15 protein-coding genes are annotated in these 21,358 nt (G+C 66.1%); 1 reads left to right on the top strand and 14 read right to left on the bottom strand.

The window, feature by feature from the left end; translation table 11 throughout:
- Positions 1-53: 53 nt before the first annotated feature.
- From DEJ11_RS02955 to DEJ11_RS02945, 3 genes are all read right to left on the bottom strand, one after another.
- On the bottom strand, positions 54-5,531 hold the full coding sequence (locus DEJ11_RS02955) for an Ig-like domain-containing protein (protein ID WP_146250065.1): 5,478 nt from the start codon (positions 5,529-5,531) through the stop codon (positions 54-56).
- A 298-nt stretch (positions 5,532-5,829) separates the two neighbouring features.
- Positions 5,830-6,159, bottom strand: coding sequence for a hypothetical protein (locus tag DEJ11_RS02950; RefSeq protein ID WP_217499688.1), 330 nt, complete (start codon positions 6,157-6,159; stop codon positions 5,830-5,832).
- A 101-nt stretch (positions 6,160-6,260) separates the two neighbouring features.
- Positions 6,261-6,590 (bottom strand): hypothetical protein, encoded by a 330-nt coding sequence (locus tag DEJ11_RS02945; protein WP_071248415.1) that lies wholly within the window; start codon positions 6,588-6,590, stop codon positions 6,261-6,263.
- Between the two features lie 259 nt (positions 6,591-6,849).
- Between DEJ11_RS02945 and DEJ11_RS02940 the strand changes: the two genes are divergently transcribed.
- Complete coding sequence (locus tag DEJ11_RS02940; protein WP_111103848.1) at positions 6,850-7,314, top strand: VanZ family protein; 465 nt, start codon at positions 6,850-6,852, stop codon at positions 7,312-7,314.
- A gap of 69 nt (positions 7,315-7,383) precedes the next feature.
- Here DEJ11_RS02940 and DEJ11_RS02935 read toward each other — a convergent pair whose 3' ends face one another.
- From DEJ11_RS02935 to DEJ11_RS02885, 11 genes are all read right to left on the bottom strand, one after another.
- Entirely contained in the window at positions 7,384-7,947 is a 564-nt protein-coding gene (locus tag DEJ11_RS02935; protein ID WP_110864288.1) for a hypothetical protein, read from the bottom strand.
- Between the two features lie 389 nt (positions 7,948-8,336).
- The gene (locus DEJ11_RS02930) at positions 8,337-10,157 is read right to left on the bottom strand and encodes a DUF4012 domain-containing protein (RefSeq protein ID WP_111103850.1); all 1,821 of its coding nucleotides are present in this window, start codon (positions 10,155-10,157) and stop codon (positions 8,337-8,339) included.
- Between the two features lie 262 nt (positions 10,158-10,419).
- Positions 10,420-11,469, bottom strand: coding sequence for an acyltransferase family protein (locus tag DEJ11_RS02925; protein WP_258375432.1), 1,050 nt, complete (start codon positions 11,467-11,469; stop codon positions 10,420-10,422).
- Positions 11,466-12,812 (bottom strand): O-antigen ligase family protein, encoded by a 1,347-nt coding sequence (locus tag DEJ11_RS02920; protein WP_146250066.1) that lies wholly within the window; start codon positions 12,810-12,812, stop codon positions 11,466-11,468. The genes DEJ11_RS02925 and DEJ11_RS02920 overlap by 4 nt, the downstream gene beginning before the upstream one ends.
- A 351-nt stretch (positions 12,813-13,163) precedes the next feature.
- A complete protein-coding gene (locus tag DEJ11_RS02915; RefSeq protein WP_146250067.1) occupies positions 13,164-14,402 on the bottom strand; it encodes a hypothetical protein in 1,239 nt (412 codons plus the stop codon).
- The gene (locus DEJ11_RS02910; protein WP_146250068.1) at positions 14,399-15,559 is read right to left on the bottom strand and encodes a glycosyltransferase; all 1,161 of its coding nucleotides are present in this window, start codon (positions 15,557-15,559) and stop codon (positions 14,399-14,401) included. Before DEJ11_RS02910 ends, DEJ11_RS02915 begins: the two co-directional genes overlap by 4 nt.
- Positions 15,556-16,635: a glycosyltransferase gene (locus DEJ11_RS02905; RefSeq protein WP_258375436.1), complete on the bottom strand. Its 1,080-nt coding sequence runs from the start codon at positions 16,633-16,635 to the stop codon at positions 15,556-15,558. Before DEJ11_RS02905 ends, DEJ11_RS02910 begins: the two co-directional genes overlap by 4 nt.
- A gap of 43 nt (positions 16,636-16,678) precedes the next feature.
- The gene (locus DEJ11_RS02900; protein ID WP_258375437.1) at positions 16,679-17,689 is read right to left on the bottom strand and encodes a glycosyltransferase family 4 protein; all 1,011 of its coding nucleotides are present in this window, start codon (positions 17,687-17,689) and stop codon (positions 16,679-16,681) included.
- A 143-nt stretch (positions 17,690-17,832) separates the two neighbouring features.
- A complete protein-coding gene (locus tag DEJ11_RS02895; protein WP_111103864.1) occupies positions 17,833-18,963 on the bottom strand; it encodes a glycosyltransferase in 1,131 nt (376 codons plus the stop codon).
- On the bottom strand, positions 18,963-20,423 hold the full coding sequence (locus tag DEJ11_RS02890) for a sugar transferase (RefSeq protein WP_258375434.1): 1,461 nt from the start codon (positions 20,421-20,423) through the stop codon (positions 18,963-18,965). Before DEJ11_RS02890 ends, DEJ11_RS02895 begins: the two co-directional genes overlap by 1 nt.
- Positions 20,420-21,304 (bottom strand): beta propeller repeat protein, encoded by an 885-nt coding sequence (locus tag DEJ11_RS02885; protein WP_111103866.1) that lies wholly within the window; start codon positions 21,302-21,304, stop codon positions 20,420-20,422. The genes DEJ11_RS02890 and DEJ11_RS02885 overlap by 4 nt, the downstream gene beginning before the upstream one ends.
- Between the last annotated feature and the right edge of the window lie 54 nt (positions 21,305-21,358).

Raw genomic sequence — 21,358 nt, 5'->3', positions numbered from 1 at the left:
GATCACCGCAGCGGGTCTGCTGCGGTGATCCGGGCCTCCAGTCCGGTGCCCTGTTACGGACGTGCGCTGCGGCGGATGCCCGGCGCGACGCGGACCGCGATCCGTCGTCGGGTCACCAGGAGCACGCCCGCCAGCATGAGCGCGAGTGCCGCGAGCCCGAGGCCGACCAGCCCGGTCACGCCCGTGAAGGCGAGCTCGGTGTCGTGCACGATCGCGGCGAGCCCGGTCGGGAACCGGACCGTGACGGTCGCGCTGACCGTCTGTCCCGCGCTGTCGGTGACCTCGTAACCGACGAAGGTGGTTCCGGTGAAGCCTTCCTGCGGGGTGAAGACGACCCGGCCGTCGCGGATGGTCCACGTGCCCTGGTCGGCGACGACCACGCGGTCGGTCGGTGTGCCGGACTCGGGGTGGAGCAGGTGCAGCGTGCCCGGCTCGAACGTGGCGCCGCCGGTGGCGGAGTCGTTGTCGAGCGGATCCACGACGACCCGGTGTCCGACGATCCCGGTGGCGGAGTCGTCGGTGGCGACCGCCGCGGCGACCACGGTCATGGTCGCGGTGGCGGTGGCCGTCTGCCCCGAGGCGTCCGTCACCGTGTAGGTGAAGGTGTCCGTGCCGGTGAAGCCGGCGGCCGGCGTGTAGACGTACGCGCCGTTCCGCTGGATCGTCACGGTTCCGTGGGCGGGCTTCCGGGCCGGGGCGGCGGTGAGGCCGGCGCCCTGGTCGTCGGCGAGCAGGCCGTGGCGGGCGTCGCGGGTGACGGGCGTGCCGGACACGGTGTGCCCGGAGTCGTCCGCCGCGGCGATGCCGACCGTGATCGTGACGGTGGCGTCGACCTGCTGCTCCATCGAGTCCTGCGCACGGTACGTGACGGTGTCCGTGCCCGAGAAGCCCTTCGCCGGGGTGTAGACGAACGTGCCGTCGGCGGCGATGGAGGCCGTGCCGTGACGGGCCTGGCCCACCGCGACGACCGTCAGGGCGTCACCGTGGTCGTTGCCGAGCACGCCGTGGCCGGCGACCCGGACCGTCTTGCCAGCCGTGGTCGAGGCCTTGTCGTCCTTCGCGGCCGGGGCGACGTCGATGACGACGCGCGCGAACGCCGCGGTGCCGTCGGCATCGTTGGCCGAGTAGGTGAACCAGTCACGACCGGACCAGTTCGAGGTGGGCGTGTAGACGTACGAGCCGTCCTTCTCGAGCGACAGCTTTCCGTTGAACGGCTTCGTCTCCATGGCGGCCCAGAGCCCACGACCGGAGTCACCGACCAGCACGCCCTTGTCGGCGGTCATGCGCATGCTGCGGTTCGTCGACATGGTGTGCCAGTGGTCGACCGCGGCGACGCCGACGACGACCGTGACCGTCGCGGTCGAGGTCCGTCCGGCGCCGTCGGTCACCGTGTACTCGAACGTATCCGCGCCGGAGAAGCCCTTCGCCGGGGTGTAGACGAGCGAGCCGGGCTCGGTGCCCTCGGTCACGGTGCCGTGCTCGGCGCGACCGTGCGCGGTGACGGCGAGACCGGTGCCGCGGTCGTTGCCGGTCAGGGTCGCGCCGCTGATCGGCAGCGCGGTGTTCGCCGCGGTGCGCAGGGCGTCGGCGACCGCGGTCGGCGTGACGGTCACGGTGACGGTCGCCGTCGCGGTGCCGCCGGTCGGGTCGGTCACCGTGTAGGTGAACGTGTCCGTGCCGGAGAACCCGTCGGCGGGCGTGTACGTGACCGAGCTGGCACCGGTCGGGCCGGTTGCGCCGCCGCCGGTGCCGCCGGGCGTCGTGCTGCCGGTGATCGTCGCGGTGCCGTGGCCGGGCTTCGAGACCGCGGTGACGGCGAGCTTCGTGCCCGAGTCGTTGCCGGTGACGGCGACGTCGACCGGGGTCGCGGCGCTCGTCGTCGTGGTGTCCGCGGCGGCCTTCGGGGCGACGACGATCGTCACGGTGCCCGTGGTCGTCCCGCCGGAGCCGTCGGTGACCGTGTAGTCGAACCCGTCCGGGCCGGAGTATCCCGGCTCGGGCTTGTACGTGTACGAGCCGTCCTCGTCGACCGTCACGTCACCGTGCGAGGGCTTGGTGTGGTCGGTGACCGCCAGGTCGGTGCCCTTCGCACCGTCGAGCAGTCCGGTGCCGGCCGGCACGGTGGTGGTGGCGTCGGCCTCGGCCGAGGTCGATCCGCCGCCCGCGACCGGGGTGACGGTGACCGTCACGGTGCCGGTGTTCGTGGTGCCCGACGGGTCCGTCACCGTGTAGGTGACGGTGTCCGTGCCCGAGAAGCCGTCCTTCGGCGTGTACGTGATCGTGCCGTCGTCGTTGCGGGTCGCGGTGCCGTTCTTGCCGTCCGTGACGGACACGACGGTCAGGCCGGTGCCGTGGTCGTTGCCCGTCAGGGCGCCGGAGGTGACCGTGGTGCTGCCGCCCGCCGCGACCGTGATGGTGTCGGGCTCCGTGCCGGGGCGGACCGTGACCGTCACGGTGCCGGTGGTGGTGCGGCCGGCAGGGTCCGTCGCCGTGTAGGTGAAGGTGTCCGTGCCCGAGAAGCCGTCCTTCGGCGTGTACGTGTACGAGCCGTTCGCGGCGAGCTCGACCGTGCCGTGTGCGGGCTGCTGGTCGACGGCCGCGGTCAGGCCGGTGCCCCGGTCGTTCGCGAGCACGCCGTCGCCCTTCGCGACGGTCAGCGTCGAGCCGGCCGTGGCGGTGACGGTGTCGGCCGTGGCGCGGGGGCCGACGACGACCGTGACCGTGCCCGTGGTGGAGCGACCTGCTCCGTCGACCACCGTGTAGGTGAAGGTGTCCGTGCCCGAGAAGCCGTCGGCCGGGGTGTAGACGACGCGGCCGGTGGCACGGTCGAGGGCGACGGTACCGCGGGCGGCGCCGGTCTCGCCGGTGCTGTTGCCGGTGCCGCTGCCGGCGGCCCCGCCTGCGGTCACGTCGGTCACGGTCAGCCCCGTGCCCCGGTCGTTGCCGGTCAGGGTGGCGGCGTCGATGGTCAGCGCCTCGTCGGCCCGGGTCGACACCGTGTCGGCGGTCGCGACGGGCCGCACGGTGATCGTGACGGTCGCCGCACCGGTGGTGACACCGCTGCCGTCGGTCACCGTGTAGGTGAACGAGTCGGTGCCGGACGCTCCGGCGGTCGGCGTGTACTCGACCGAGCCGTCCGCTGCGACGACGGCCGTGCCGTGGGACGGGCCGGCGACGATCGTGGTCTCGAGGTCCGCACCACGGTCGTTCGCCTGCACGTCGATCGTCACCGGGGTGCCGGCGTCCGTCGACGCGGTGTCGGCGCCGATGGTCGGGTTGACCGTGATGGTGACGGTCGCGGTGCTCGGCGAACCGGAGCCGTCGACCGCCGTGTACGTGAACGCGTCGGGGCCGGAGTACTCCTCGGCCGGCGTGTACGTGAACGTACCGGTGGCCTTGTCGAGCGTCAGCGCACCGTGCGAGGGGGACGTGTTCGACGCCACGGTGAGCCCGGTGCCGGAGTCGTTGCCGAGCACGCCGGTCGCTCTGGTGCCGGCGGTGGCAGTGCCGCCCGCGGCGACCTTGACGGTGTCGTCCTGTGCCGCAGGGGCGACCTGCACGGTCACCGTGACGGTGTCGGTCCCGCCGCTGCCGTCGGTCACGGTGTACGTGAAGGAGTCGGTGCCGGAGAACCCGGCGGCCGGGGTGTACGAGTACGAGCCGTCCGGACGCACCGTCGCCGAGCCGTGGGCGGGGGCGCTGTTGCCCGTGACCGTCAGGCCGGTGCCCAGGTCGTTGTCGAGCACGTTGCCGGTCGTCGACGACCCGGCCGTCGCGGTGACGGCATCGGCCGTCGCGGTCGGCAGCACGGTGAGTCGCACCGTCGCGGTGACGGTCGCGCCGGAGCCGTCCTTCGCCGTGTACGTGAACGAGTCCGGACCGGAGTACCCCTTGTCGGCGCCGTAGGAGAACGACCCGTCGGGGCCGATCTTCACCAGACCGTGCGACGGCCGACCGTGACCGGTGAGGGTCAGGTCCGACCCGCGGTCATTCGTCAGGACGCCGTCCGCGGCGTTCACCGTGAGCACGGTGCCCGCGTGCACGCTGTAGGCGTCGTCGGAGCCCTTCGGTGCGACGGTGACGGTCACGGTGCTGCTCGAGGTCTGCCCCGACGAGTCCTTCGCCGTGTACTGGAACGTGTCCGAGCCGGAGAACCCGCCGGCCGGGGTGTACGTGTACGAGCCATCGGCCGCGACCGTGGCGGTGCCGTGCGCCGGCGTGGTGTTCGAGACCACGGACAGGCCGGTCCCCTGGTCGTTCGCGAGCACACCCGAGGATGCCGGCACCGACAGCGCCGTGCCGGTGGGGGTCGTGGCGGTGTCGCTGCTGGTGGCAACGTGCGTGGCCTTCAGCGTGTTCGTGAAGGTGACCAGGACGTCCGTGCCGTCCGCGGTGGTGGCTGCCGGGAACGTGAAGGTCCCCGTGGTGCCGGTGCCGCTGGCGACGACCGCGTCGCTGTTCAGGTTCACGGCCTTCCACGTGGTCGTGTAGTTCGACGGGTCGGTGGTGCCCACCGCCGTCTGGCGAGCCGTGTAGGTCTTGTTCGGGGTCGACAGGACCGCGCCCGCCTTCTGGGGCTGGGTGCCGACGGCCGTGCCGTTGGTGGTGGCCGTGTTGCCCGTCGAGACGCCGCCGCCGGTCACCGCCAGACCGAACTGGTCGGACGGGCTCCACCGCTGATCGACGCTCGACTGCGCAGCCAGGGTGTTGGCGTAGTTGCAGGACGCCAGGTCGCTCGGCGAGTAGCCGTTCGCGATCGTGAACGTGCTGACCTGCGCGCCCGAACCCGGATCGATCTTGTACATGGTCGAGCCGACCGAGGCGAACAGGTAGCCGTCGGACGAGAACGCGATACCGGGGCTGCCGCTCGTGCTCGCGTCGATCGGCAGGGTCGCGACCTTCGAGGTCGTCAGAGCCGTGGTGCCCGCGGTCGTCGGGACCGTCTCGGTGTCGACACGACGGATCTCGTTGCCGGTGACGACGAACAGCAGCCCGCGGGTGCTGAACGCCATGTCACCGTTCTTGTTGGTGAGCAGGTTGCCGATGGTGCCGACCTGGCCGATCTTCGCGCCGGTCTTCGTGTCGTACGCACCGAGGTACGCGGGGTTCGCGCCGCTCGCGTAGTAGTAGATGCCGGTCGCCGGGTTGATCGCACCACGGAGCAGCTGGTGGCTGCCGTTCGGGTCCGCGGCGGTCACGTCGGCAATCCGGGCATCGTTCACCGCGTCGTACCCGGTGATCGTGTTGCCGTTGTTGATCGACGCGTACGCGGCGACACCGTTGCGGGCGACCGCGAGGGCGTTGTCGCCCGGCGCCATGCTCGTGACGTTCGTGACGGCACCGGTGGTGGCGTCGATGGCGGCGAGCTGGTTCGCGGCGGTGTTGATGCCGTACAGCGTGTTCTGGTCGCAGGCCAGCGCGCCGGCTGCGGCGGCGGGATCGGCCACGACGGCCTGGGTCAGACCGACGCCGGCGAGGAGCGCCGCGCCGAGCATGGCGACGGCGCGCAGGCCGGGACGGCTTCTGGGCACAGCGGTGCCCGGGTTCGTACGCTGCATGATCACTTTCGGGTCGAGACGATGCGGGCACCGAGACCGACCGGAGGATCAGGGAGAACGGTCGTTGGCGCCAGGTTGATCCTGGCAGTTCCTCGTGTTCGGATGGGGACAATCCGGGTCCCCAATAGGGGGGACCACTCGTTCAGGGGGTACGCGGCGGTCCGGCACGTCTCGGTCCACCGTCGCGACCCGTTCGCGCCCCGGGCGCACGGAAGAACCCCCGCCGGCAGGCCGGCGGGGGTTCGAGGATCAGCGAGCGATCAGCAGTGGATCACGCGGTCGGACGGATCACGTCCGGCAGCAGCACGTGCAGGCGCTCGGACAGGCGCGCCTTTGCTTCGTCGAGGGAACGGAAGTCCCCGACGTACTCACCGAAGGTGTCGGAGACGAAGAAGTGGGTGCCCTGACGGTCGACGGTGCCGCCGTAGTACCCGCCGTAGTTCGCGACCCACAGGCCGGTGTCGGCCTGGGCCCACGAGATGCGGACGGGGGCTGCCTGCACGGGAGCCACGACCTGGGCCTCGATCTCGGCGATGACCTCGATCGTCTGGGTGTCCAGGGTCACCTCGGCCTGCTGGCGGTGGGCGACGGTCGTGCTCATGGTCATGCTCCTTCGTGCTGTGCTGCGTACTGGGTGGTGCCGGTGGTTCCGGGTGGTGCGGGCGTCGCGATCGACGCCGGTGGAGCTGGTGTCCGTCGTCGTCACTCGACCGGCCGGATGACCGGCGGGAGCATGACGTGCAGCTGGTCCTCGAGCTTGGTCTGTGCCTCCTCCAGGGAGGAGAACTCGCCCACGACGAGCCCGAAGGTGTCGGAGGCCACGTAACGGTCGTCGCGCTTGTCGACGCTGCCGCCGAAGTACCCGCCGTAGCCGGCGATCCACTCGCCCTGGTCTTCCTGCACCCAGGTGACCTTGGCGCGCTTGGGGCGCGAGGAGAGCGCTGCATCGGCCTCGAGGATCGCGATGGTGTCCACGGTGTCGGTGTCGAGGGTGACCTCGGCCTGCGTCGCGTTGTTCACGGTGATGCTCATGTCGCTCTCCTTCACGATCCGGGGTACATCTGCTGACACCAGAACGCTACGAGAAGTGCCGAGGGGATCGCCAGCCAGGCCCGTCGATTCACGGGTTTCGTCAATGCCGTCCATCGGACAGCCCCGGATTTCCGGGCAGATGCGTCGCACTTCCGGGGTACAGCGCCAGGATCGGGGTACTCGTTTTCCGGATCGCCGGGATCGGGGGACGAGATGGTGCGGACACCTGCCTGGAGGCGCGACTCGCTAGCGTCGGCACGTGACCTCCGACAAGCCCCGCGTCGACGACCGCGCCCCGGCCACCTGGCGCAGCCGTCGGTTCGCGACGGGGCTGGCGATCGCCTACGGCGTCGCCCTGGCGCTCGTCGGGTTCTGGGGCTCCCCCGTCGACACCGCAGGGGCCCCGTGGCTCACCCGTGTCCTCGCGACCGCGCACCGTCACGGTCTGCCCGAGCGCATCGACTACGCCACCGTGGAGTCCCTGGCGAACGTGGTCTACTTCGTGCCGCTCGGCTTGCTCGTGGTGCTGCTCGCCGGCGCCCGCTGGTGGTGGGCCGCCATCGCCGCGGGGCTCGTCGTCAGCACGTGCATCGAGACCGGCCAGGCGCTGTTCCTGCCCGCCCGCACCGCGACCATCGACGACGTCGTCGCCAACGGCGTGGGGGCGCTCCTGGGGGCCGTGGCGGGTGTGCTGCTGCTCAGCCGGGCGGCCCGGCGTCGCTGACGACGTTCTCCGCACACGAAGAAGCCCCCGGAGCAGATGCTCCGGGGGCTTCGTTCAGTGTGTCGAGACTCAGACGGACTCGCGCTGGCGGCGGACCGAGCCGCGGACCAGCAGGAGGCCACCACCGAGGACGACTGCGCCGCCGGCGACCCAGAGGGCCAGGGCGGACACGGTCGAACCCGTGAAGGCCAGCGTGCCGTCGGTGCCGTTGCCAGCACCGGCGCCAGCTGCGGGAACCGCAGCAGCGTCAGCCGGGGCGACGGTGAAGGCCGCGAAGCCGACGACGCCCGAGGTGGCGCCGGTGGCGGTCAGGTTGTAGGTGCCCGAGGCGCCCTGGGGGAACGTGACGTTGACGTCGAGCGAGCCATCCGAAGCGGCCGTGTAGGTCTTCGAGACGGTCGTGGTCGGCAGCGCGCCGAGCGTGACCGCACCGGCACCGGTGACCTGGACGTTGACGGTCTCGTTGTCCTGGAACGCGCCCTCGGTGAAGTTCACCGAAGCGGTGCCACCGGCGACGGCGGAGCCGGAGACGGAGACGTCGGAGTCAGGCGTGTAGCCGGCGGCGTTGGCGACGGCCGGAGTGGCGAGCAGTGCGGCGCCAGCCAGCACCACCGCTGCGATGAGCTTCTTCATGAATGTTCCCCTAAAGATCTGATTTCCAGACCCTGACGTCCAGAGCCCGCTCCCCCGCCGACCCGAACCCAGGCCATGGTTATGGCGGGTGTTATGGCGAAGTTCCCTCAATCTAGCGGACTTTCACAGCCAGGTGCCAGATCGTTTGGATTTTGGTCATTGGTCGTCATGTGTTCACCGTGCTCGATCGAGCGCCAGGGCACCCCCTGTCGACCTTTCTGCGGACACCCGGCAGGAAAACCCCTGATCAATCGGCAGTGCTTGTGGCGCCGCGGTCGTCCTGATCGTCACTTCAGGAGTCTTTGCGGTCGGACAGGCACGCGGGATGCCCCCCGGAGTGGGGGCGTGCCCTTCGCGCTCAACGGATCTTTCGAAGGAATGAGTGCTCGTCAGCCCGCCGCGAGCGGGTCCGCACACGAGAACGTAAGCGGCTGGGTCTTCGTGGAGCGGACGCCGGGGGTCGAGGTCGCGCTCACGGGTGCCCGCCCGAACTCCGACTCGCCCAGGAACGCCACTCGGTAGGTCAGGCTCTCGCCCGGCGCGAGCAGGGTCTGCAGCTGCGCGACGGGGTGCCCACCGTCGGTCTGGGTCTGCACCGGTGTCGTCTTGCCGTCCTTCGTGGCGCCGAGGAAGATCGCGTTCTCCGGTGCATACGCGGCGAGGAGCGTCTTGATCTTGCCTGGCTCCACACCGAAGCTGCCGCCGCCCGTGACGTACTCGGGCAGGCTCGTCGCCGCGTCAGCCGGTGCCGTGTTCTTGATGGTGATCTGGACGACGGACGTCGGCCGCCCGTCCTTTCGACACACCGAGCTGCCCACGGACAGGCGCTTGTCGAGGTAGTAGTCCATCTTCGCGCCGGTGCCGTCGTTCAGGTAGACGGCGAGCTGCCGTCCGTCCGCAGTGGCGGTCGGGAGCTCCCCGGCGACCGACGTCCCGCTGATCTGGCGCTGCTCAGCCTTGTCCACGCTCCAGACGCGCAGTCGTCCCTCGGACGAGCTCTGCGTCAGGGCCGAGACGAAGGCCTTCGCATCGAATCCGCCGGACGACACCTTGTCGAACACCGCACTGGCCGCGGAGGCGAAGAACGCGTCCTGCATGACCGGGTCGGGGTACTTGGCGTAGACGTCGCTCAGCAACAGCTTGACGGCGTTGGCGGACGTGAGCGTGTCGCCGGTTGGCAGTTGCACCGGTCCTGTCGCCTTGAGGATGTAGCTCAACGTCACCGGGTCCATGGCGAGCACGCCGTCGACCTGCTGGCCGAACTTCTGCTTCCACATCTCCCGCGCAAGCTGCGCCGACACGTCAAACCGCGGCGTGAGGGTGACGTCCTGGACGTACTCGCCCGTGATGTTGCCGTACAAGCCCCGCGTGTCCGCGTCGAGCGGCAGCACGGGTTGCTCGAAGTGACCGAAGTCAGTGCTCGACGCCTGCGTCTGCAGGTCGATGGCGCCGTCTTTGGCCTGCAGGAGCGCCACGGCTCCAGGGATCCCCCCACCAGCACGCAACTCGGCATTGTTCTGGAACAACAGCACGTAGTTCCGGTCGCCGTCATGACCCAGCATGGCCGGCGCGAGCTGCACGATTCGGTTCGCAGCGTCTGCCTGCGCGGACGCAGTCGACAGCGCGTTCCGCAACTGCCCGACCGCGGTGGTCACCGGCGACAAGGTTCCGCTGACATCGATCGCCGAGGCGTCCTGCTGTGCTGCGGCGAGGGTCTTCGTCGCCTTCGCCACCGACGGTTGCGCATCCGCGATCGGCCGCAGGTCGATTTTGCCGTCCTTCGGCGCGAAGGAGTCCGAACCGAGTTCACCGACCACGCCGGCGACCGGACTCACCGCGTTCTGCGCCACGTCGTCCACAATCACGGACACTTCACGCACAGCACGCAGGTTGGCGCCGAAGAACGGCACGTACTGCGCCGCACCCCACACCGGATCACCGGTCAGCGACCGGGCCGACGCAGCTTCGTCTTCGAGCTGCGCCGCGGTCTTCTTCACCGCGGCGGAATCCCCACCGCTCAACTGTGACCGCAACATGTCCACGTCCCCAACGGCACGCTCCAGGTGCCCCTTCGCGAGGACACCACGGACCCCCACCCAAGCGACGGCGAGGATCAACAACAGGACAAGGGCGAGGACGACCCACAGAACAACCCGGGCCCTGGACCCCCGGCGTGCTGCAGTGCGTCGCGACTCGGGCACGTCGGACATGGGATCAGGATAAGGGAGCCCGGGCACCCCGGCCTTCGACCGGGCCAGCGGCTGACCGATCGTTCACGTTCGTCCATCACTGCACAACCGCGTTGAGCCCCGCAAATCGTCTTTCAACGTGTCTCCCTAACGCCAATTGCAACCCCGCCCGGAACGAGACTTTCGGTACCAGCAGAGTCAACGGGGACAACTGCACGGACGCGAAATCGAGCTGACCCAATCGAGGGCACGTGATCACCGAGGCGGCAGAGGCGACCCGGGCTCAGGACCGAGGATCAGCGAGAAGCGAGCCGACTGGCCGTTGCGAGGCTGCCAGCCGTTTGCCGAACTGTGTCGCCGGGTTCTCAAACAGAATGAAGAGGAGATGCGCAACGCCTATTGAGACCGCCGCCATGAGGATGAGGTGGACGACGCTCCACGGGAGCTCGCTAGTGTTCGGAAGAACGCCATCGAGACCGCTGCCCACGAGCGGATGGATCAAGTACGTGGCGTAGGCCCGGCGGCCCATGAAGACCAAAGGCTTCCAGGAGAGCCATCCGTGCGCACCGGCAGGACCGATCATGAGGACCGGAAGAGCGATCGCGAACGCGAACCCGAACCAAACCTGGTGGTGCGAGTCCGCCGTTGAGAGCAGCAGGACAACGATTGCCAGCGTGCCGAGAAGTATCCCGGGCAACGGCCGGGTTGCACGACCGGCGAGGGCGAAACCGCGCTCGTTGTGAAGAAGGAGAGCGATGAGGCAGCCAAAGATAATGGGGGCGTAGATGCTGAGGTAGCCACCCCAGAGACCGCTGACTGCTGCAGTAAGGGCGAGTGCTCCCGCGATCGCCACGCGCCACTTCCAGACAACAGGGAGCGTGAAGGCCAGAAGCGGCCACACGAGGTAGAACTTCTCCTCGATCGCGAGCGACCAACTGTGCCCGAATGTGCCGGGGCTGGCGAACTCGTTGAGGTACGTGAGGAAGAGAACCAGTCGATGCGCGAAATCACCAGGATCCTGGCCCAAGCCGGCGTACACGGCAACGACGTTCACAGCGAGGACGAGGTAGTAGAGCGGGAGGATTCGGAACACCCGGCGGATGTAGAAGCCCTTGAGAGAGACGCGTCTGTACTTGTCCTGCTCTCTGAGAAGCAATGTCGTGATGAGGTAGCCGCTGAGAACGAAGAAGATTGTGACGCCCGTGTAGCCGTTGAGGAACCGAAGCTGCGAGACGTGCGAGTGAATTGTCAGCACCAGCAGGATGCTCACCGCGCGGAGACCATCAAGCTGGGGGAAGTGCCTCGCAGATCGGTACCGGTCGAACGCGATCACTTTGCTTGCACCGCTGATACGACCTCGGCAGGTGCCGAAACACGATCCGTTCCCAGGCGTGCTGCAGCTGGGAGACTCAGTGCGAGGAGCAACGACAGCAGCACCATGGTTTTCGGTTCTCCGTAGATGCTGGTGTTATCGGCCATCCCGTGTATGAAAACCCATCCCGAGCCGCAGAGCGCGTAGACGATGATTCGGCGTTGTCGCTGATCAGTTGCGCGGAATGCGGCGACGAGGCCCCCGACGACACAGCCGACGATGAACCCGACGACGGTGATCCCGCCGAGAATCCCGGTGTTCGCCCACGCAGCGATGATGAGGTTATGTGGCGGGAACGCGCTTCCGGTGAGGCGGAGCGCGTACTCCTGGAATTCATCCCACCCGACGCCGGCGAACGGATGGTCGACGAAGAGCCGCCCGGCGAGTCCCCACAGGCCACCGCGGGTGCCGAGGCTGACGTCGCCCTGGGCTGTGAAGGAAGGGAACAGCGTGGAGATCGCCGCTGGTGCAGCAATTGACGCGCCCACGACGGCGAGCAGCGCAGGGAGGATGAAGACGCGGCGACTGCCACGAGAAACGCGCACGATGACCCAGGCGACGATAGGGATGAGAATCGCGAGGACCGCTCCCGTCTTGGACCCTGTCGCGAAGACAGCCGCAAGCGTTGCGATCGAGAGGACGCCGAGGAGACGGCTGCGCAGCCGCCGGGCGAGGACTGCGATGGTGAGGCACGCGACGCCGAGGAACATTGAGGCGACGTTGCCGTTGACAAAGAGACCACCTGCCTTCGCCGGGTCAAGCACATTGTTTGGTTCACCGCTGAACAGCGAAGGAGCGGCCGGACCGATGAGTAGCTCGGCGACGGGTGAGTGCAGGAAGGCGTTTTCGAGCGAGGGACGCAGACGAAAGGACACCGTGAGGACCGCCTCAAGAACAATCCACGGGATCGTCGAGGCGATCGCGATGTTCAGGTGCCTAGGGCTCGATCGCTCCGCCCAGATGTAGCGGAGTATGCACACCCAAGTGCCGTAGTAGACAAGGATACTCATCGCACTACCTGGATGCGGCGGGAAGATCAAGGCGACCAGAGTGAGAGTCGCAACGATGCCGATCGGGACGGTGATGGCTCGTTTTCGAATGCGAAGGTCGGTGTCAAAGAAGGACGCGACGAGCAAGAACAACGCGTACGCTTGAGCGAGAGGGACCGGAACGCCCGGCAGGTAGAACTGCGGGATGGCGACGAACGCCAAGATGTAGAGCCTGACATGCCGTCGCAGGGTCAGCGAGAGAGCGGCGAGAACGAGCGCAAGGAGCGCTGTGGCGATGAGCGCAGTCGAGTCCACCGGGCCCCCCTTCAACGGCTCGAAGCGTACCCGGAGAATCCTGAAACCGGCAACGCCGGTGCGGGCCCTTGCGCACCGCGTCACCTGATCGCGAGCGCTGCCTCCTGCTTGCTCCGGTGCCGCGCGACCAGCTCAGCAGGAGTCGCCCACGATTCGCATTCAAGAACGAGCGGATGAACGTACCCCTACGTCCGGGCACCATCAAGAAAGCACGTCACAGCCCGCGGGCGAGTCCCTCAGAGGTCCTCGTCGAAACACCCGGGCGCCGCAAGAACCTCCACGGCGAGCACGCGCTGCCGTCAACGGGTTCGCCTGATGTCGAAGTCGTTCGGACCATGCCATCCGACTGCTTCACGAGCCCTTGCACATGGAAAACATTCCGCTCAACGCCAACGCGCTGTACAGAAGAACTGTCAGCAGGGAGGCGGCGGCCACGACGAGGAGCCCGCCCGTCACACCTCCTGAGCCGACCGCCAATAGGAAGACTGCGACCGCAACAATGCTGACCACTGACATCACAACGTACGAGTGCCCGACTTGTCCGAGGGGGACCAGCACCACTTGCTGCAGGAACTGTGCGAAGAACTGACTAGTGACCACCACCCCAGCAAGTGTAACCTGCACCCAAAGCGGCGAAACCTCACCGCGGTACAGGGCTTCGATGACAGTTCCACCAAGCGTTAAGCAGCAAGCGAGTATCGCCACCGCAAGAATCGCGGCACCAACGACAACCGAACGCAATCGCCGCTTTCTAGAAGCCCAATCAACTTGGCCCGAAACGTAGCTGACGAACGCTTGCGGCACAACCCCGAGAGCGTTACCGGCCGCCTTCTGCACCTGGTCGTAGGCGGTGAATATGTGCAGGCCGGGTGCGCCACTGGCAGCGAAGAGAACCGGCGTTAGGGTCGAGAACGCAGAATTCGAGAGACGCGCTGTTGCGCCATTCCAGTGATCACGGAGCCGAGTAGGGCCAACGTCGCGGACACTTTCGCCAGCCCGCTTCCATCCCAGTATGGTCACTTGATTGAAAATTAACATGGCGATACCGGAAGCGCTCAACAACACTCCATACATCCAGAAAGGCGCTCCTATCGCGAGCACCGCGATGATCAGAGCGTATGTCACGAACCGAGTGAGTGCCTCGTTTCGGACCAATGCCCAGGGCCTGTTGGAGCCTGAGAAGAACCACGCAGCGGTGAATCCATTAAGGCCCACAGCGAGCGTGACAAGCATCGCCGGAAGACCATATCCAGTCCCCGATGTCAACAGCAACGACAACACGAGAGCTGGCGCAATCACCAGAATAAAAACCAGCCCGCGGCTGCGGAGGCTGTTGATGTAGATCGACCGACGAATTGAGGGGGCGCTCTCGGCTACGAGATGGGAACCGACGATGGGCCAACTCAAACCGACGAGAACGCCGACGTAGGCACCGACTGAGCTACCCACGGACACGGCCGACCAACCTCCGGGGCCGAACCGGTGGGCCACCAGCGGCAGGAGAATAACTGTCGAGGCGATCGACAACGCAGGGATGAGGCCAAACCCTGTGAGACGCGAAGCAATGCGCCACCAGCGGTTCGCATTCACCAAGACTCGATTTCGATAAGCATTTCTCGTGTACGGACTTCGTAAGTGTGCATCTCGGCAGTCGCCAACCTGGCCTCCCGAGACGGACCACCACCGGCAAGTGCGCTATCTATTCCGGCGAGGAAGCCGTCGAAATCGTTCACCAAGATTGCGCTGTCACGGAATGCCCGCAGCGACGACAAATTGCTGGCCACGACGGGTACCCCGGCAGCCATGTACTCGAAGAACTTCATCGGAAACATCGATTCCGTGTAACGGTTGAAGGGTGCCGGAATGATAGCCGCATCGAACTCCGCCATGGCCAACGGAACGTCATCGGAGCCCAAGGGTCCCATGAAGCGAATGTTTTCAGGGATAGCCCCAGCGCTGCCCTTGAGCGACGTTTCATCCTGCGGCCCGTAGAGTCGGAATTCGAGGTCTGGGCGAAGCTGCGCTGCTTTCTCAACCCACGCCATGTTAACTTTATACTCGGATAGCGCTCCCACGAAGCCCACCACGACCCCGTCGTGGCGTCGCGCGGTTGTCTCGCGGGCCGGAGCGAAGCGCTCGTAGTCGACGACATTCGTTTGCTCAAGGACACGACTGGCCCCCAGTGCCGTCGCCCGTTCAGCGAGGCGCTTCGACGTCGTAACTACACCGTCGACCTTCTTGATGAGGGATCCCTCGAAGCGCTCAATGACACCCGACGGCATACCAGGCTGCGCGGCTATATCATCGACACAGTGGTATACGACCTTCATACGGTCTTTCTTCAGCCCAACGACGAAGGGTGTGAGCACGACCGCACCGACCGGAGAGTAGCTGATGACCAAATCAGGACGCCCCCATGCCAGCATCCAGAGCGACGTTTGAACGCCCAGCGCTAGGCGATTCACGGACCGAACTATTCCGCTTCCCCAGTTTGGCAGCACCAGAGGAGAGACAACCGAGATGTTGCTGGCGCGCTGGTGGGGCCCGCGAAAAGCGTTCTTGAGGCGTCGCGCAATACGAGCGCCGTCGCCGATTTCTCGCTGCGTTATCGGCCGCAGCCCAAGGGTCTCAACGTAGAGGATCTGCAGGCCCATCGAGGCAAGAGACCGAGCGACGTGCTGCTTGTTCGTCTGGAGAGGGTGGTCCCAGTCTGCCGTTGAAATGATCAAAACCTTTGAGAAGTTCAAGCTGACCTCCAAGCACGATCGTAGACGTCCTCCAGACGACCGGCCTGCTTCGTCGAATCAAACGCACTCACCACCATCTTCCGACCGTTCTCAGCCAGCGCGCCTGCACGCTCTGACGTGAGCGCGAACTCAAGAGCTCGGGCTAGTTCTGCGGGTTGTCGCTCGGAAACGAGCACCCCAGTTTCTCCGTTCCGCACGACCTCCGCGATCCCCCCGGAATCGGATGCGACAACAATCCGCCCCAGTGCCATGGCCTCCAAACTTACTTGTCCGAGGCCCTCCGCGGCACCAGAAGCAGCACGCACCGACGGTAGGCAGAGAACACGCGCTTGCCCGATCAGCGTCAGCGCTTCGTTGTGAGGGAGTGCCCCATGGAATGTGATGTGGTTAGCCAGACCGAGGGACTTAGCAAGCTCCTCGAGATCTTCCCGCAGAGGACCGTCCCCAACTATGTCCAGATGCACGGCAGCGATGACGCGGGCGAGACGAGCGACGGCGCGAAGCAAGAACTCCGTCCCCTTGACCTCCACGAGACGTGCCACGTGGACGATACGTGGCACCTCTGGAAGCGGACTCGGCAAGAGAGAAGACGTGTCAACGCCAGTTGGCACGACTGTGATCCGTTCGCCGTCGGCGCCCAAGGCGATCGCCTTCTGTGCAACGAATCGAGAGACTGCCACGAACTCGATGTCGCTCGAGCTCAGAAGCTTGCTCCGACCTCTGTAGTACTGCCGCCACGCTGGCTTGTATGAACGCCGGAACTCATCCGGATCCAAAGTGACATCGAATCCGTGCAGAGTCACGACCATTGGCATAGAAGCTGCCCGAGCGGCTGGTAGGGCACAAAACGCATCAACACCAAAGTGCGCGTGGATAAGCTGCACGCGTGCCGCAGAAAATAGTGGTCGAAGCGCGCTTCGGAATCCGGCCCTATAGGCCAGCCCAGCAAAACGTGATTCACCGGATAAGGAGTATCCGGGGATTGACCTTGGGGCAAACCTGTCTCGGGCAAGCAAGACCGGAGTGTATCTTTTCAATCGACTCGCCTGGTCAACAATAAACGGTTCGGAGGGCACAAACTGCGTGTTTCGGAAGATTCCAACAAGTCTAGCCTCGGACTCAGTCAACGCCGACCACCAATTTCTGGAAGAGTTCTTCGTAGCGAATAGCGCAGACTTCTATCCCGAATTCCGGCGGCAATGAAGCAGTCATATTTATAGCGGCAGCGACGCCCCTACGGACCTCTGCGAAATCAGGCTCCACCACGACCAATCCGTCAGGTATCGACGAACCGAACGAATGCGCGATCGAGTCGGACACGACGCAAGGCACCCCCGCAGCCAGTGCTTCAAGAACCACCAGCGGCAAGCCTTCGATGCGCCGCGAGACAGCGACGAGCACGTTGGCAAGCTCGAGTTCCATCAGAACGGATTCTCGACCGAGTTTCCCGGTGAATTCGACGTTCTCCCCGGCCGACTCTCGTAACGATGTCAATTCCGGTCCGTCACCGATGATCTTCACGAGCCAGTCGGAACCGCGGGCCGCGCCCACCAGGAGATCTGGCCCCTTCTCGTGTTTCATGCGGCCGACGAACAGTACCTTCAACGGCCCATCCCTGCGATCACTCCGATTCGCAGAAAGCGGCACCCCGTTGGGAATGACACGTGTCATTTTTGCCTGGAGCCGCTTGGGGAAACGCTTCATCGATTCGGCGACGGTGTCACTGACAGCGACCGCCACCGCGTAGTGCCGGTAGCTCCGCAGATCGCCTATCAGACCGAGCACGTTCTTTGCCGCTTTCAGCCAGTCCAATGGTCTCATCGAACGCAACTTGGTACGTATCTCGTCGATCGAGGTGCCATGCGCTTGCATCACAACCGGCGCTAGCGCATTCTTCACGAGTGGACCGTGCGCTCCTCCACTCACACTGAACACGAGGTCCGGCTGCAGAGCCTTCACCTGCCCAGGTAGCGCCCTCCGCCATTTGGATGAGTATCTTGCCGACCGTCCAGGCACGGTGACCACGTTGTACGCCTGCCCGTGATCCCGAAAGCCGGGAGTTGTCACGCAGGTCACTTCATGCCCACGCCTGCTCCATTCGCTGAACAGGTCGTGCGCTATTTGCTCCATGCCCCCGGAGATGGAATGGCCCGGCAAGGAGCGGCTTACGGCGACGATTCTCATGCAGATTCCTCCAGAAGGTGAAAAGGACTCACGATCGCGCGATGACGGCTTTTTTCTAATTCGAAGTACAAGACTTAGGGCGTCAGTCGCTACGCGCCCGGCAATGACAAATTCTCATCGGCACAAGCTATCCACTCCGTGATCTCACGCTGAAACCGCTCACGCCCGAAAGCAGAAACCACTCGTGCTGGCACGGAGGAAATGTCGCGAGAGACAGCGCGATTGATCGCCCTCCCGAACGAAGCAACCTCAGCTTCCTCAGCGATTTCACCGCCGTCAACGAGATCGACGCTCTCACGCGCACCGCCTTCACTCGTGACGACCACTGGCACCCCAGCCGCCATCGCTTCTACTGGCATGATGCCGAAGTCCTCCACTGCAGGGAAAACGAAGACGGACGCACGCCGGTAGAGCTCGTGGAGCAGCGGGTTTCTTGGCCAAGCGATGAACTGAACTGGCACTTTCAGACGTGCCGCTAGTTCCCTGAGCCGGCCTTCTTCAGGGCCGCCGCCGGCGATCACAACTGGTCGTCGAACCTCGGCTGCGGCGAGCATCACGAGGTCGAGCCGTTTGTACGGCACGAAGCGCGAGGCACCCAGAACATAGCCGTCGGGCAGATTTGCCAGTGTTGCCTGTTCTGCCTCAGTGAAGTCGGCTGGTGCGTTCAGCAGGTCGCTTGCGTTGACCGGAGGGTAGATCACGCGCGCATCCTGCCCCCACACGTGCCGAATACGAGCCTTGATATAGTTACTGTTCGCCGCGTACTGCACACGCTGAGACACGTGCGACCTATCAAGAGTGCGGAACACGGGAGCTGCTAGGCGAACCAGCCTGCTCGCTCCTCGTGAGTCCTGCTCGGGCGCCCAGATAGTTCGCGCCGGAGTGTGCACGTACACAAACTTCGCGGTCGTGGCTGATCCCCGACGCGCGTCACCGAGGTGGTGCGCGAACACGTGGGAGCTGACGAGCGCCCAGTCGTAGCGTCTCAGATCGATCGCTGCCCAAGTCGGCGACATGAAGGGCAGGGCCAAGGCTTTGTGTCGACGCATCGGAGAGCGGCTCAACCAGGTCTCCCGCACGCGCCTTCCGACGAAACGGCTAGGTGCGTCATTCCAGAGCGCGAGGATGTCGGCGTTCGGAAACGTCTCAGCCATCAGCTCAGCGACATTCTCAGAGCCCCCATGCGGCGCAACCCACTCATGCGCGATCAGCCCCGGCATCAGTGCGCCTCCTGTCCAGGGGCGAGGACTGCCCGCACCGTCTTCCACAGGATGACGAGGTCCCCTGTGATCGACCAGTTCTCCACGTAGTACAGGTCGAGACGGATGGCGTCCTCCCATCCGAGCGACGAACGGCCACCCACCTGCCACAGCCCGCTCATACCGGGTTTGAGCAGCAGGCGGCGACGCGCTGCTTCGTCGTAGAGCGCGACCTCGCCCTCACGTTGCGGCCGCGGCCCGACGAGACTCATCGAGCCGAGCAACACGTTGAACAGTTGGGGGAACTCATCCAGCGAGTGCTTGCGGAGCAGATGCCCGATCGGCGTGACACGCGGATCGTTCTCGAGCTTGAAGAGCGGGGTGTCCCCTCGGCCCTGTTCTGCGAGGAGCGCCGCGAGCTCCGCGTCAGCATTGACACGCATCGAACGGAACTTCAGCATCGCGAAGGGCCTCCCGTTCAGGCCGATCCGCTCCTGGCGGTAGAGCACAGGACCGGCACTGGTGAACTTCACGATCAGGGCGAGGACTATCAGGAGCGGTGACAGCACGACGATGAGGAGCGCGGAGCCGACGACGTCGAACCCACGCTTCAGGTACAGCGTCGATCCGTCGTACCGGGGCATCTCCACGTGGATGAGCGGCAGCCCAGCGACCGGACGCGTGTGGATGCGGGGGCCGTTGATCTCCGTCAGGCTCGGCGCCACGATGAGGTGCTGGCGGCCTGCCTCGAGGCCCCAACTGAGTTCACGGACCGCCTGAGCGCCCAATTCGTCCGAGCTGGTCACCGCGACGGTGTCCGCCCCACTCGCTCCGAGAACCCGCAAGGCATCAGGGATCTGGCCGAACACCCGCACGCCTGATTTGGGGAGCAGGCTCCCTGCGGCTGCGTTGGGGACGCATGCACCGACCACCCGGTAGCCCTCCTCCGGGTGCCGCCCGAGTTCCGAGGCGAGATGTTCCACCGAGCCGACGGAACCGACAAGCAGGACGCGGGCAGAACATTTTCCGTTGCGCCGTTGCGCGTTCAACCACTGCCGCCACATCCACCGTGTGAGCAGCAGCAGGAGGACGCCGAGTGGGAACGCGATGAAGATGTAGCCGCGGGCGAGGTCGATCTTGAATGCATAGGCGACGATCGCGACGAACGCGAAGAGGCGGATGGCCGAGTCTACGATCCGGCGGTACTCGCCAGCACCCGTCCCGATGTATCGCGGGTCACGAGTGTCGTACAGCGCGAGAACAACCAACCACGCAACGATGATCAGGATCGAGACCGTCGTGTACCCAACGGCCAGGTCCGGGATGCTGCCGTCAACGATCTGGCTGTCGAGTCCGAACCACGCGATCTGCACCCCGAAGGTCACCCAGGCCACGGCCAGTAGATCGGTGAGGACCAGTCGACGCGCGTAGGTCGTCTCCCAGGAGTCGTTGCGTTGGTCAGCTCGATCGGTGACCGTCACCAAGTCGCGCCACCGTCCGACGAGACCCGCACAGTCTTGCCGTCCCACAGCCACACATCCTGGCCGGCACGGTCGATGGTGACGGTGTTGTCGGTGTCGGCGCCGTCGGCACAGCCGATCGGTGTGGTGGACGACGAGGGCGTCACGTCCGACGCGGACATGGTCTCGATCTGCACACCGTCGCACGCTGCTGCACCGACGCGGGCGAGCGTGTAGTTGCCGCCGTCGACGCCGATCGAACGGACGCCGCCCATCGGCACGTCGACCCAGGCGGCATCGCCGGTGCGCCACTCGAGCTGGCCGTCGCAGATGACGACGGCGGTCTTCTCACCCTGGAACGCGTCGATCGGATCGCCGCACGGCGCCTGCTCCGTCCCGCTCGCGAGCACGACACCGTCGGTGCTGATGCCGGCGCCGGCGGCGCCGGGCGCCCCGGCTTCCCACGTCACGCCGGCGTCGGTGCTGGTCCGCGCCGTCGTTGTGCAGTCGTCGCCGACGCCCACCAGTACCGAGAGCTCCGCACTGGAGGCCCGGATCGCCATGAGCGATCCGACATCCGTCCCGAGTCCCACCGGGACCCACGTCGCCCCGCCGTCCACGGAGTGTTCCAGCACCGGCCGCGGGCCGCCGCACGACCCACCGGTCGCTCGCCACGCCTCCTGGCCGTCGACCGCTGCCAACAGGCGGCGACCCTGCTGCTTGGTCGCAGTGGCGTCTGCGTCAGCGGACGCACTCGCCCGCGGCGTCTCGCTCGAGTCGGGTGACCTCGTGAAGGTGGGGATGGGGCCGGCTGGCCCGTTCTGTTCGGGCGCGGTGCGGCCGAGGGCGAGTGAAACGAGCACGACGTCGACGACGACGAGCGCCACCACCACGGCAGCCACGATGATCAGTGTGGTCCGTGGCAGTGCACGTCCGAGGCTTCGGGTCCCCCGGCG

It is taken from the genome of Curtobacterium sp. MCLR17_058 (assembly GCF_003234705.2).
Lineage (GTDB): Bacteria > Actinomycetota > Actinomycetes > Actinomycetales > Microbacteriaceae > Curtobacterium > Curtobacterium flaccumfaciens.
Note: the sequence above shows the minus strand (reverse complement) of the source record. Positions and strands in the feature narration are given on the sequence as shown.